This window comes from Leisingera sp. (genome assembly GCF_982940295.1).
This window is the reverse complement of record NZ_CEYXRG010000017.1, coordinates 1-12164: the sequence shown is the minus strand read 5'-3', so window position 1 is coordinate 12164 and position 12164 is coordinate 1. Positions and strand designations below refer to the sequence as shown.

At 63.0% G+C, this 12164-nt stretch carries 13 protein-coding genes; 7 read left to right on the top strand and 6 right to left on the bottom strand.

What is annotated here, in order from left to right; translation table 11 throughout:
• Positions 1 to 1764: a sensor histidine kinase gene (locus AC4HIX_RS15215; RefSeq protein WP_490399643.1), complete on the top strand. Its 1764-nt coding sequence runs from the start codon at positions 1 to 3 to the stop codon at positions 1762 to 1764.
• Positions 1742 to 3226: a phospholipase D family protein gene (locus AC4HIX_RS15210; protein ID WP_490399577.1), complete on the top strand. Its 1485-nt coding sequence runs from the start codon at positions 1742 to 1744 to the stop codon at positions 3224 to 3226. The genes AC4HIX_RS15215 and AC4HIX_RS15210 overlap by 23 nt, the downstream gene beginning before the upstream one ends.
• A 239-nt stretch (positions 3227 to 3465) precedes the next feature.
• Here AC4HIX_RS15210 and AC4HIX_RS15205 read toward each other — a convergent pair whose 3' ends face one another.
• Positions 3466 to 3591 (bottom strand): entericidin A/B family lipoprotein, encoded by a 126-nt coding sequence (locus AC4HIX_RS15205; protein WP_475047665.1) that lies wholly within the window; start codon positions 3589 to 3591, stop codon positions 3466 to 3468.
• Positions 3592 to 3601: 10 nt separating this feature from the next.
• Complete coding sequence (locus AC4HIX_RS15200; RefSeq protein ID WP_475047668.1) at positions 3602 to 4090, bottom strand: hypothetical protein; 489 nt, start codon at positions 4088 to 4090, stop codon at positions 3602 to 3604.
• Positions 4091 to 4298: 208 nt separating this feature from the next.
• On the opposite strand from AC4HIX_RS15200, the gene AC4HIX_RS15195 reads away from it, so the two are divergent.
• Entirely contained in the window at positions 4299 to 4886 is a 588-nt protein-coding gene (locus AC4HIX_RS15195; protein ID WP_490399576.1) for an exopolysaccharide biosynthesis protein, read from the top strand.
• Between the two features lie 186 nt (positions 4887 to 5072).
• On the opposite strand, the gene AC4HIX_RS15190 is transcribed toward AC4HIX_RS15195, so the two are convergent.
• The 3 genes from AC4HIX_RS15190 to AC4HIX_RS15180 form a co-directional block, all read right to left on the bottom strand.
• The gene (locus AC4HIX_RS15190; protein ID WP_475047673.1) at positions 5073 to 5750 is read right to left on the bottom strand and encodes a PRC-barrel domain-containing protein; all 678 of its coding nucleotides are present in this window, start codon (positions 5748 to 5750) and stop codon (positions 5073 to 5075) included.
• A gap of 304 nt (positions 5751 to 6054) precedes the next feature.
• A complete protein-coding gene (locus tag AC4HIX_RS15185) occupies positions 6055 to 7074 on the bottom strand; it encodes an AI-2E family transporter (RefSeq protein ID WP_490399575.1) in 1020 nt (339 codons plus the stop codon).
• Between the two features lie 348 nt (positions 7075 to 7422).
• Positions 7423 to 8124: a GntR family transcriptional regulator gene (locus AC4HIX_RS15180; RefSeq protein ID WP_490399574.1), complete on the bottom strand. Its 702-nt coding sequence runs from the start codon at positions 8122 to 8124 to the stop codon at positions 7423 to 7425.
• A gap of 204 nt (positions 8125 to 8328) precedes the next feature.
• Between AC4HIX_RS15180 and AC4HIX_RS15175 the strand changes: the two genes are divergently transcribed.
• The 3 genes from AC4HIX_RS15175 to AC4HIX_RS15165 all read left to right on the top strand — a co-directional run bounded on the left by AC4HIX_RS15175 (position 8329) and on the right by AC4HIX_RS15165 (position 11525).
• Positions 8329 to 9414 carry a TRAP transporter substrate-binding protein gene (locus AC4HIX_RS15175; protein ID WP_490399573.1) on the top strand — a complete coding sequence of 362 codons (1086 nt, stop codon included), beginning with the start codon at positions 8329 to 8331 and terminating at the stop codon, positions 9412 to 9414.
• A 66-nt stretch (positions 9415 to 9480) separates the two neighbouring features.
• Positions 9481 to 9978, top strand: coding sequence for a TRAP transporter small permease subunit (locus tag AC4HIX_RS15170; protein WP_490399572.1), 498 nt, complete (start codon positions 9481 to 9483; stop codon positions 9976 to 9978).
• Positions 9975 to 11525 carry a TRAP transporter large permease gene (locus AC4HIX_RS15165; protein ID WP_490399571.1) on the top strand — a complete coding sequence of 517 codons (1551 nt, stop codon included), beginning with the start codon at positions 9975 to 9977 and terminating at the stop codon, positions 11523 to 11525. The genes AC4HIX_RS15170 and AC4HIX_RS15165 overlap by 4 nt, the downstream gene beginning before the upstream one ends.
• A gap of 133 nt (positions 11526 to 11658) precedes the next feature.
• Here AC4HIX_RS15165 and tnpB read toward each other — a convergent pair whose 3' ends face one another.
• Positions 11659 to 11847: an IS66 family insertion sequence element accessory protein TnpB gene (gene tnpB, locus AC4HIX_RS15160; RefSeq protein ID WP_490399570.1), complete on the bottom strand. Its 189-nt coding sequence runs from the start codon at positions 11845 to 11847 to the stop codon at positions 11659 to 11661.
• Here tnpB and AC4HIX_RS15155 point away from each other — a divergent pair.
• Positions 11840 to 12157 carry a hypothetical protein gene (locus AC4HIX_RS15155; RefSeq protein WP_490399569.1) on the top strand — a complete coding sequence of 106 codons (318 nt, stop codon included), beginning with the start codon at positions 11840 to 11842 and terminating at the stop codon, positions 12155 to 12157. The two genes, tnpB and AC4HIX_RS15155, sit on opposite strands and share 8 nt — an antisense overlap.
• The last annotated feature ends 7 nt before the right edge of the window (positions 12158 to 12164 follow it).

Here is a 12164-nt window from a genome sequence, read left to right as displayed (position 1 = left end):
ATGCCCCGGCTGCAAGCGGGCAGCCTTTTAGTCCGGCTGGCGGCGGTGATGACGCTTGCGCTGCTGCCGCTCGGGCTGATTGCGCTGTACCAAACCAACGCAGTGGTGGAGGAAGCCACACGGCTGTCCCGCGCCTCGCTGCTGGACCGCACCGAGAGGGCTGCGTCCAGGGAGCGGGAGCTGCTGCAACGGGCCGGCGGCGCCACCGAGGGGCTGGCCGCTTCGATCCTGCCCGTGGTCGCTGACCGCGACGCCTGCATCCAGATGCTAAAAGCCTTTAACGAAGGCGCGAACCCCTTTACCTTTGCCGCCTTCATGTCGCCTGAAGGTAAGATGGAGTGCGCGTCCGACGGGAAGGTGCGGGACGTTTCCAAGAGGTGGATGTATCTGAAGGCCCGGCAATCCCCACGACTGTCCTTTGCTTTGAGCCGCGACCTTTTGGGGGCCGACAGAAGCTACCTGCTGGCGACCAGCCCGGTGCTGCGCGATGGCATCCTGATGGGATACGTGTCGATTGGAATTCCCCATAAGGTCAGCGCTGAGCCGAATGGCGACGAATTGTCTTTTAAAGGCATCCAGTACGTCACCGTGGATTCGCAGGGCGAAATTCTGTCCGCAAGCGTTCCCGAACAGCGGGCATCAATGGCTTTGCCGGTCTCAATCCCGCGGCGGGAACTGGCGGCTCGTATCGGCGACACGTTTTTTGAGGATGCCCGCTCCGGCCAGGAACGGTTTTTTGCAGTGAGCGAGATCCTTCCCGGCCAGGTCTTTGTGGTTGGCAGCTGGCCAGTGGAACACGCCGTGTCGGCGGCGGCAAACCCTGCGTCGCTGATGACGCTGGCGTTCCCTGTGCTGATGTGGCTTGCGGGGATTGCCGTTGCCATCTTCGGACTGCAGCGGATGGTGATCCGTCACCTGAGCGCGCTGCGCACGGCGATGCGCCGCTATGCGCTGGGGGAGCGTGAAGATGCCAGTCTGGAGCTTATCTCTCCCCCGCGCGAATTCGCCGAAGCCCAGCAATCCTTCAACCGGATGGTGGCCATCCTCAGCGAAGCGGAGCGGCGGCGCGAGCTGGACCTGGAAGAGAAGACCGTCCTGCTGCGCGAGATTCACCACCGGGTGAAGAACAACCTGCAGCTTGTTGCCTCGATCATGAATATGCAAAGCCGCAATGCGCAGACGCCGGAGGCCCGGCGGATGCTGGCGCAATTGCAGCGGCGGGTGCGCGGCCTGGCAACCATTCACCGGAGCCTGAACACCAATCCCGATGTCACCACCGTCGACAGCCGTGACCTGATTGATGCGCTGATCTCGGAAATCGGCGCGATGCTCCCCGGCGCGGGCCAGAAACTTTCGATCAGGACAGATCTCGCGCAGGTGCCGCTGAGTCAGGACCAGGGGGTGACGCTGTCAATGCTGGTGTCGGAGGCGATGACCAATGCGCTCAAATATGCCGGTGTGCCTGACGGCGGAAAACCGGAAATCCTGGTCAGCCTGCGCGAAACGGCAAAAGACTGGCTGGAGCTTGAGATAACCAACACCAAGGGGCGGCCCGTGATGCCTCCTGAGGAGGCCGCGGACGGAACGGGCGTCGGTGCCCGGCTGATGATGGCCTTTGCCACCCAGCTCGAGGGCGAGGCCACCATTTACGAAACTGACAACAGCCATACCTACAAGCTGAACTTCCCTGCTGTAGCCGGGGCCGTGCCGCCGGCAGCAGCGTCACAAGATCAGGAGAAACATGCCGCAGGAGCCGCAACCTGAACAGCACCACGGTGATTTCGAGGTGCTGATTACTGCCGAGGAGGCCTGGCCTGCGTTTGAGCGCGCGGTGCTGGGCGCGAAGCGCGAGCTCATTGCCAGTTTCCGCCTGTTCGATTTTGCCACCCAGCTGCTCAGCCCGGAGGCACGTGAGACCGGCGAAACTTGGGCGGACCTGATCGCAGATGCATTGCGGCGCGGCGTGCGGGTGCAGCTGGTAGTCAGTGATTTCGACCCGGTGATGGCTGCGCCGCTGCATGCCGCAGCGCAAAAGACGCTGACGCAGGCGCAGGAGATCATGGCCGGCCTGCCTGCGGAGCAGGCAGCGCTGCTGTCGGTCGCAGCGTCACTGCATCCGACGCGCGCGGGTTTGCTGCCGCGGCTCGCCTTTTCGCCCTTTGTGCTGCGCAAACTGCGCAAGCTGCCACCGCGGCTGCGGCCTGCGGCGGCCAGCCGCCCGGGACTGCCGCAACTGTACCCGGTGTCGCATCACCAGAAAATTGCGGTAATCGACCGGGAGGTTCTGTATATCGGCGGGCTGGATCTGAACCGGCGCCGCTATGACACGCTGGAGCACGACCTGCCGGCCCATGAAACCTGGGCGGACGTGCAGCTGATGCTGCGCGGCCCCGAAGCCGAAGAGGCGGCCCGCCACCTGGAGCGGTTCCGGGATGAAATCGCGCTGCGCAAGCAGCCGCCCGCAGGCAAGCTTGTCCGCCGCACGATTTCGGCCCCCCGCCGCGCCGGCTTCTGGGCCCTGTCGCCGCGCACGATGCTGAAGGAAATCGAAGAGGACCACCTGGCCGCCTTTGACCGGGCGCAAAACCTGATTTACCTTGAGTCCCAGTTCCTGCGGTCCAGCCTGATTGCACGCGGGCTGGCGAACGCCGCGCGCCGCAAACCTGAATTGTCGCTGATCCTGATCCTGCCTGCGCTGCCCGACGACGTTGCCTTTGAAGGCAACCGCGATCTGGACGCGCGTTATGGCATGGCATTGCAGGCGGAAGCCCTTCAAGAAGTCACTGAGGCCTTTGGTACCCGCGCCTGTATCGCCAGCCCGGTCCAGCGGCGCATGGCCGCCCGCGACACGCCTGCGGTGCTGTCGGGGTCGCCAATTATCTATCTGCACAGCAAGGTGCTGGTCACTGACCGGGATTTCGCCATGGTCGGATCTGCCAATCTGAACGGGCGGTCGATGCGCTGGGACACCGAGGCCGCCTTGCGGATCAGCCAGCGCCCGCGGATCGAAAAGCTGTGGCGGGAGCTGGCGCAGCATTGGTGGCAGGAGGATTTGCCAGCCGAGGCGCTGGACCCGGCCCATGCTGCCGCCTGGTGGCTTAAGGAGGTCCGCCGCAATCAGGTGCGCCGCCCGGAAGCCCGCCGCGGGCTGCTTGTGCCGCATGATCCAGGCAATATGGCGGAACTTCAGCAGCCGCTGCCGGGCGCCACAGAGGACATCGTCTGACCCCGCAACCCTGGGGTCGCCTGCGGCGGTAAAAAAAGGCACCCGGCGTGTTCCCGGGTGCCTTGGAGGGGGCCCAAATCTTCCGGATCAAACCGGACTAGGGGGGAGGACTTTGGGCCGTTTTATTGCAGTAGTAACGCACCGGTCCCGCAAAGGTTCCGCGCTTTGCAAAAATAATTATCCCGGCAGCTTGCAAAGCTGCCGGGTTGGTTCAGTTGCCCAGAAAGCGCCTAAGCGGCTTATTGCGCTTCCTGAGATTCTTCGGTGATTTCATCGCCGAGGTTCGACACGTCCCGTCCGAAACCTTCGGCGGTTTCGCAGGCGGCCAGTCCCGCCAGTGCCAGAAGCGCGATCATGATACGCATATCTGCCTCCTTATTTCAGTTTCGACGCGACATTGCTGGCAAAGGCGTCGATGATGGCATTGTAGAACACTTCGCTGTCAACGCTCACCGAGGCAGGGTCAGTGCCTTCGGGGTAGTAAGCGTTGACCTGATCCGCCGAGACGGTGAGGTCATAGCGCATATCCTTGGAGGCGTCCGGCATGTCGATATCCACATCGCCTTTCAGCATCCACTCGCCAACGCCCAGCGCCTGCTGGAAGTTGCTGGCCAGGGCAACGGAGTCGATCTCAATATGGATTTCCGCGGCCTCTCCGGCATCTTCACCCGCGATCTGGCCCACGAGGTTTTTGGCGAGGGCGGTTTCCAGGTCGGTCTCCAGGCTGGTCCAGACTTTGGCGGCCTGGTAATTCTCGATCGCGCTCAGGTCGGCGGTCACGTCGATCTCGGAAACCTGGGAGCCCGCAGCAGCTGCGGTGGCCATGGCCGCAACAAGTGCGGTGGTGCGGATCAGGTGAGTCATCTTATGTGCTCCTTTCCATATTTGTCCCTCTTGGGGATGCAACACAGAAACGCACAGCCCATCTGAAAGGTTCCTGATTTCTAAACGAAAATCTCGCCCGGACCTGTTCCGCACGGATTTTTTAAGCCCCTAGGGCATTTGCACGCGGAACCCGCCGCCCGGCGCGTGCGTTTGTGTTGCGCACAAGAGCAGCCAGAGGCAGAAACCAATGAATTCTCCGAAACAGCCCGTTGCCGAGGTCCTGAAGGAAACAAGCCGCATAGTCCGCCAGACCAACGGGCCGGTCACCGTCGCCCAACTGACCGAGGAACTTGGGCACAGCTCACTTTCGGCGGTTCTGGCGGTTCCGGCGTTGGCCGTGGTTTCGCCGCTTAGCGGAGTGCCGCTGTTTTCGTCCGCATGCGGCATCCTGATCTGCCTGGTGTCGGGACAGATGCTGCTGGGCCGGTCGCATCTGTGGCTGCCGCAATGGCTGGGCCGCCGCAGGATCGAGGGCCGCTCCGTGCGCAAGATGACCGCCGCCATGCGCCGCACCGCACAATGGCTGGACCGGCATTCGGGTAAACGCCTGCCTGCACTGCTGCGTCAGCCGTGTCTGACTGTCATCCGGCTGGTCTGCCTGATCTGCGGCGCGCTGATGCCGTTGCTTGAGATCGTGCCCTTCTCCTCTTCGGTTCTGGGCGCGGCTGTCAGCCTGCTGGCGGTGGCGATGCTGACCAGGGACGGGCTGATTGCACTGCTGACCCTGACCGGACTGGGCACTGCTGCGACAGCGCTGGCCGCCGGGCTGGTCTGATACCAGATAGCCGCCCTCTATAAAAACCCAAAAGGCCGGGTTCCGTTTTGGAACCCGGCCTTGAAGGGCCGCCTGGCAGTGCTGTTTGCCCGAAACGCCGGTACGAGGCAGGAAACCGGCAGAGGGACGGGGGGCAAACGGGGCGGCTGTCAAAGGGGCCAGGAGGCCCCTTTGAGAAAGGGTGTGTTATTCAGACTGATACTCCGGCAGAGCTTCCAGTTCCTCGCGGGTCAGATGGGTGTTCACGCGGATGTCACCATCAACCTTGCCGATATCGAGATCACCCATGGTCAGTTCAACCGGCTTCTCGCCGATACCCAGGAAACCGCCAACGTCGATGATAACCGCTTCAACGCTGCCGCTGGTGTTCACGATCACCTGCGAGACTTCGCCGATGTGCTCATCATTGGAGTCATAGGTCCAAGCACCGGTCAGAGCCTCGGTGGTCATTTCACCGTCGGCCAGCGGTTCCATGGCCGGGCCGTCCGCGTCAGGGTTGACGGCGTCCGACATTTGCTCAGCAGTATTTTCGGTCTCGGTGGCCAGCTCTTCAGCTTCATTCGCCACTGCTTCAGCACCGGCTTCAGCTTCGTTTGCCACTTCGGCGGCGCCGGCTTCAGCTTCATTCGCCAGCTCGGATGCCTCAGCTTCAGCCTCATTTGCCAGCTCTTCGGCCTCCTGCTCCAGCGGAGCAGTGTCAGCCTGAGCTTCACCCGAGACGCTGGTCTCGCCGGAGGCGTCAACGGCCGGGGTTTCCAGCTGGACTTCGGCCTCGGCGCTGCCGGAAGCTTCGGTTTCGGTGCCTGCAAAGGCGGGCACGGCGGTTGCGACGATCAGCGAAGTCGAAAGCATAAGACGTTTCATCGTTTTGATCTCCTTAGCATTTTCACTCATCTGCGCGCTTGAGTTACAGCCACATAACCCCCGGCAGGACCGCTTGGTTCCCGCGTCCGGCAATTTTTTTAGAAAATGCCCTTATGCGGGGCGCTGCTGGCAAATCGTTGCTGACGACAGCCTCAAAGCGGCAGGCCCCGGCCGAAACCGCGGCAGCACAAGCGCTGGAAGCAAATGGTTGCGGGGGTGAAAAACGGATGTGCCGGGCAGTCCGCCGCCCGGCACATCAGAAAGCAGAAAAGCAGGTGCAGCCAGGGGGCCTGCCCAGGCCCGGCTACCGCTGCTCCGGAGCTTCCGCCTCCGCCGTGCCAGGCGGAGGCGCCAGCATACGGCCGCACCACAGCAGAACCGGCAGCGCCACGATGGCACCGACCGGCCCCCAGATCCACAACCCAAATACAATGGCCCAGAAGACAATCAGCGGATTGAGGTCCAGCTGGCGGCCGACAAAAGCCGGGGTGACGAACTGCGCCTCAGTCAGGTTGATCGCGAGATACAAAAGAGGCGGCAGCACGGCGCCTGCGCCGCCGATTTGCGTCAGGCCTGCCACTGCGAGCCCGGCCATCATGATCAGCGGACCAAGGTACAGAATGAAATTCAGGATGGCCGCCGCCAGGCCCCAGATCCAGGCGCCCGGCAGGCCGATTACCGCAAGCCCCGCCGCCGTGAGCAGGCCCAGCCCGCCATTGACGATGGTAACCGCCGCAAAATAGCGCGCCACTGCACGCTCTGCCCGGAAGAACCGCGCCGTAAAGCTGCCGGCCTTTTCATAAAGCTCATTCCGGGTCAGCACGAAGAAGAACAGCGTGCCGGCAAAAATGAACATCTGCGCACCAAAGTTCGGCGCCAGCCAGAGCGCGTCCGTCAGTGTCGGCAGGCCACCGCCCTCTTCCTCGGTCTCCGCGTCCGCTGCGCCGATTGTCTCCTCGATCTCGGTGCTGATGTTTTCGATACCGCGCAGCAGCCCGGACACCATGTCGAGCCAGCCGCGGATTTCATACTTGATCTTGGGGATCTGGCTGGCCAGCGATGTCAGCAGCGGGTCCAGCGACAGGATCAGCAATGCCAGCAGCGCGATGGACAGGATCAGGAGGCTGCTGGCCACCGCAACCCGGCTGACCCCGATCCGTTCCAGCCGGTCTGCCAGCGGCGCGACCACGACCCCGACCACCATGGCAAACACGCCTGGCGCCAGAACCGGCTTGGCGAAATACAATGCAGCGCCCAGAAGTATAAGGGTGATGATCAGCAGCATCACACGGACCGAGCGCTTGGCGATCACTGTTTCCCACATGTCTAGCGTCCCGTGCCGCGGCACTGCTTGCGTTTCCAAGCCTCAAGCGGCTGCGGCGCGGCTGCGGTGTGATCATTTGGCATGGAAGACCTCCCTGATGACATTGGCCTTTTGGCCTTATTCGCGCAAGCTGACGCGCAATTCACGGCGCTCCGGGTCACGCTGGTGCGGGCATCTGCGGACTTATAATGCGAAAAGGCTGGCGGGCGCGCGCTGAACAGGCTGTGTAACCTTCGTCTTCCTTATCTATGTGTCCGGCATGGGTTCCAATCCCGTCTGTTTCAGGTGCCCGCCCGTTCTGGGACAAACGCCTGCAGTCCCGGTTCGGTTCCCTGGCGCCCCGGGCAGTCAGCCCTGAGTGAACAGCTGGTAGCCCGGGTGCGCCACCGCGCGCAAACTGGTGATCGGATCTTCCCCGATCCACGTGGTGCGCTCCATCACGAACAACGCATCGCCGATCTTGCTCTGAAGCACCTCGCAGTCGCTTTCGGTTCCGGGCCGTGCATAGAGGCGCAAATCGCACCGCGAGTAGGGACGGTTGCGGACCAGCCATTCATTTGCACTTTCGCGGGTCAGGTCGACGGCTTCAATCTCCGGCACGGTTTCCAAGCAGATCCAGCGGTCCTCGAAGATGTAGGGACGGCTGTCCGAGAGGTGCAGCGCCTCGACGCGCAGCATTGGACGGGCCTCGGGCAGACCGAAATTGGCCATGATGGCCGGGGGCGTCGCCTGCACCGATTGGCGGATCAGCTGGTACTGGTAGACGCAGCCCTTCTGTTCGACCTCAAGCCGGGTGATCGGGATATTCAGCGTTGCGCGGGTCACGGGATCGCGCCGCACCATCGTGCCGCCCTTGCGTCGGCGTTCCACCACTCCGCTTTCGGCCAGATCCCGCATGGCGCGGTGCACGGTAGAGCGGGCACAGCCGAATTGAGCCGCGAACTCTTCATCTCGCGGCAGCTTGTCACCGGGCCCGTAGGTCGAATCCAGGATCATCTGCCGGATGCTGTCCCGGATCTGCGTCCAGGAATGACGCCGCTTGTCCGTCAAAATTCATCTCCCAGGCCGCGCGGGACAATGTGCGCTGCTGCTCCATATTTCATCTTGCGCAGAAAGGCGAACGCGAACCGCGCAACCGTGATTGACAAGAATATGTAGCTACATATTAATGTAAAGCACTTACAAAACAATAAAGAGTCTGCGCCACCGGCCCGCGGCCACCGCAGATCCACCGACAGACGGAGGAATGGAGACATGCAAAGACGGAGTTTTCTGAAGGCCGGCGCTATGGGCGCAGCGGCCACCGCGCTGGCCAGCCCGGCCATTGCCCAGGGCAAGATGCAATGGAAGATGGTCACCGCCTGGCCGAAGAACCTGCCCGGACCCGGCGTGGCGGCGCAGATGCTGGCCGACCGGATCACCACGCTGTCGGGCGGCCGGATCGAGGTGAAGCTGTTTGCCGCGGGCGAGCTGGTGCCGGGACGCGGTGTGTTCGATGCCGTGTCCGAAGGCACCGCGGAGCTGTACCATGCAGTGCCGGCTTACTGGGGCTCCAAGTCCAAGGGCATCCTGTTGTTTGGCTCGCAGCCTTTCGGCCTGCGCGCGGACGAGCAGTTCGGCTGGCTGTACCATGGCGGCGGCCAGGCGCTGTACGATGAAATGTATGGCCGTTTCGGCATCAAGCCGTTCCTGTGCGGCAACTCCGGCCCGCAGTGGGGCGGCTGGTTCAAGACCGAGATCAACTCGGCCGAGGATCTGAAGGGTCTGAAGTTCCGCACCACCGGCCTGGCTTCCGAGATGGCCTCGAAACTGGGGATGGCGGCAGAGGCCACCAGCGGCCCGGCAATGTTCCAAGGCCTGCAGACCGGCGCGCTGGATGCCGGCGAATTCATCGGACCCTGGACCGACAGCGCGCTGGGGTATTTCCAGGTGGCCAAGAACTACTACTGGCCCGGTGTGGGCGAGCCCTCCTCGGCCGAGGAATGCGGCGTCAATGCCAATGTCTTTGCCGAGCTGCCCGATGACCTGAAACAGGTTGTGTCGCTGGCCTGCGAGAGCCTCTACAATCCGGTCTGGACCGAATACACCACTAAACACGCGCAGGCGCTGAAGAAGATGGTGGATGAGGATGGCGTGCAGGTAAAGATGTTCCCCGAGGACGTGATTGCCGCGATGGGCGCTGCCGCCAAAGAAGTGATTGCCGAGCTGCAGGAAGACGAGGACGAACTGGTGCGCCGGATCACCGAAAGCTTCCTCACCTACCGCGACAGTGTCGGCAGCTACATGACCTATGCCGACAACGGCCAGATGAACGCCCGCGCGTCGGTGATGGGCTACTGATCTGTACAACGGCCGCCGGCGCCCTGGGAGACCGGGCGCCGGCTTTTTGATGGGGAGAGACGCAGGATGCTACGGGTTGCGGATGCGCTGGACGGCATCAACCGGGGTCTGGCGCTGGTGATACGCTGGCTGGCACTGCTGATGGTGCTGGCGCAATTTGCCATCGTGGTCGGACGCTATGTGTTCGGGGTGAACTCCATCGCCGCGCAGGAAAGCGTCCTGTACATGCACGCCACCCTGTTCATGCTGGCGGCCGGTTACACCCTGCTGGTCGATAAGCATGTGCGTGTCGATGTGTTCTATGCGGGCCTTAGCCCCCACGCCCGGCGCCGCATCGACATATTCGGCCACTTGGTACTGCTGCTACCGTCGATGACGGCGCTGCTCTACTGGTCCTGGCCCTCGGTCCGCAATTCCTGGGCCATCCTCGAAGGCCCGATTGCCGTCGGCGGCTTGGAGGCCGTGTTCCTGCTGAAATCGCTGATCCCCGCCTTCTGCGTGCTGGTCATGCTGCAATCCATCGCCCTGCTGATCCGGCTGTTTTCGGAAAGATCCCCCCAATGACGGAATATCTCGACCTGGTCATGTTCGCGGCCCTAATGGCAGCGATCCTCATGGGGTTTCCGGTGGCCTTCTCAATCGCGGGCGTTGCAGTCCTGTTTGCCTATCTTGGCTGGGTGCTGGGGGTGATGGATATCTCGCTGCTGGGGGCGCTTGGCCAGCGCGCGTTCGGGCTGCTGAGCAACCAGGTGCTGATCGCCATCCCCCTGTTTGTGCTGATGGGCGCAATCCTGGAAAAGAGCCGCATCGCCGAAGAGTTGCTGGACACCATGGGGCGGCTGTTCGGGCAGCTGAAAGGCGGCTTGGGCATCTCGGTGGTGCTCGTGGGGGCGCTCTTGGCGGCCTCGACCGGCATTGTCGGCGCCACGGTGGTAGCGATGGGCATGATCGCCCTGCCTGCCATGCTGCGCGCAGGCTACGACCCGCGGGTGGCGTCCGGCATTGTTTGCACGGCCGGCACGCTGGGGCAGATCATCCCGCCCTCAACGCTTCTGATCATCCTCGCCGACGTGATGTCGAATGCCTACCAGCAGGCGCAGTACGAGCAGGGCAAGTTTTCGGTCGAGGCCTTGTCGGTGGGCCAGTTCTTTGCGGCGGCGCTGGTGCCGGGGCTGGTGCTGGTTGTGCTGTACCTTCTTTATGTCCTGGTCCGGGGCTTCTTGCGCCCGCAGGACATGCCCTCTGCCCCGGCTGATCTGGCCCGTCCCAGCCGCGGCGAGGTCGTGCGTGCTGTGGTGCCGCCGATCCTGCTGATCTTTGCCGTGCTAGGCGCCATCCTTGGCGGCGTCGCCACCCCGACGGAGGCGGCATCGGTCGGTGCCATCGGCGCGCTGCTGATGGCGGGCCTGCGGGCTGGCGGTCCGGTCCGGCTGATCCTGCTGGGCGCTGCCGCGCTGATCCTGCTGGGTATCCTGTCTGGCGTGCATCCCATCCGCCTGCAGCGCAGCGACCTCAGCAGCGGCGACTTGGCAGCGGGGCTGTTTTACGCGCTGCTGACGGCTGTGGGCGCCATCGCCGTGCTCGCCGCATTGCGCAGCGGTCTGAAGAAGCGCATCCTGCATGAGGCCGTAACCTCAACCGCAACAATGACCGCGATGATCTTTGCCACCATCCTGGCCGCGGGCATGTTCTCGCTGGTATTCATCGGGCTGGGCGGCGAGGAGCGGGTAGCCCATATCCTGGGCAACATGCCGGGCGGCCCATCCGGGGCGCTGCTGTTCTGCATGCTGTTCATCTTTGTGCTGGGCTTCTTCCTCGATTTCGTCGAGATCTCGGTGATCGTGCTGCCGCTGGTCACGCCGACGCTGATCCTGATGGGGCATGATCCGGTCTGGCTCGGCATCCTGATCGCGATCAATCTGCAGACCAGTTTTCTGACCCCGCCGTTCGGCTTTTCGCTGTTCTACCTGCGCGGCGCAGCGCCGGAGGAGGTGACCACCCGCCACATCTATCAAGGCGTGGTGCCGTTCATCGGCTTGCAGGCACTTGGGGTTTTACTGGTCTGGCTGATCCCCGGGCTGGCGACCTGGCTGCCTTCGGCAATTTTCTGACCCGCCGCGCCCTTGCAGCATGTTTTGCGGTGCAAAGGCGCACATTAGCCCCTTTTATTGGCGCTTCTTGAAGGCCGCGAGCCGCTAAGCCTGCGCTCTTCGCCAGTTGCCTGCCCGCCACATTTGGACTTGGCTACATTTGTTTCCAGAGTAAGCGCTTCTCGTCCCAGACCAGGAACTTGATGCGGTCGGCCCGCTTTGCCCGGAACACGAAAGCAGCGCCGCTGAACGGATCGGGCCCCATCGTCTCCTGAACCAGCAGCGCCAGGCCATCTATGCCCTTGCGGAAAACCGTCGGGCACGTGGCTACGTAAATGCGCAAGTCACCAGAACCTTACCGCGAACGGGTATCACGGCTGATCCGGACCCTTGGCTCCACCGAAGGCATGGAAGAGGCGAAGGAGGCGCTGCGGTCTCTGGTGGAGCGGATCGTGCTGACGCCTGCGGCGGAGGGCACCGGCCTGGGTTTGACGCTGGAGGGGGATCTGGCGGGGCTGCTGCGGCTTGCGGCGGGTGCGGAAGGCGCGGACACGAAGAAGGCTCCGGACGTACTGCCAGAAGCCTTTGATATTACTGAGGAAATTGTGTTGGTTGCGGGAGCAGGATTTGAACCTGCGACCTTCAGGTTATGAGCCTGAC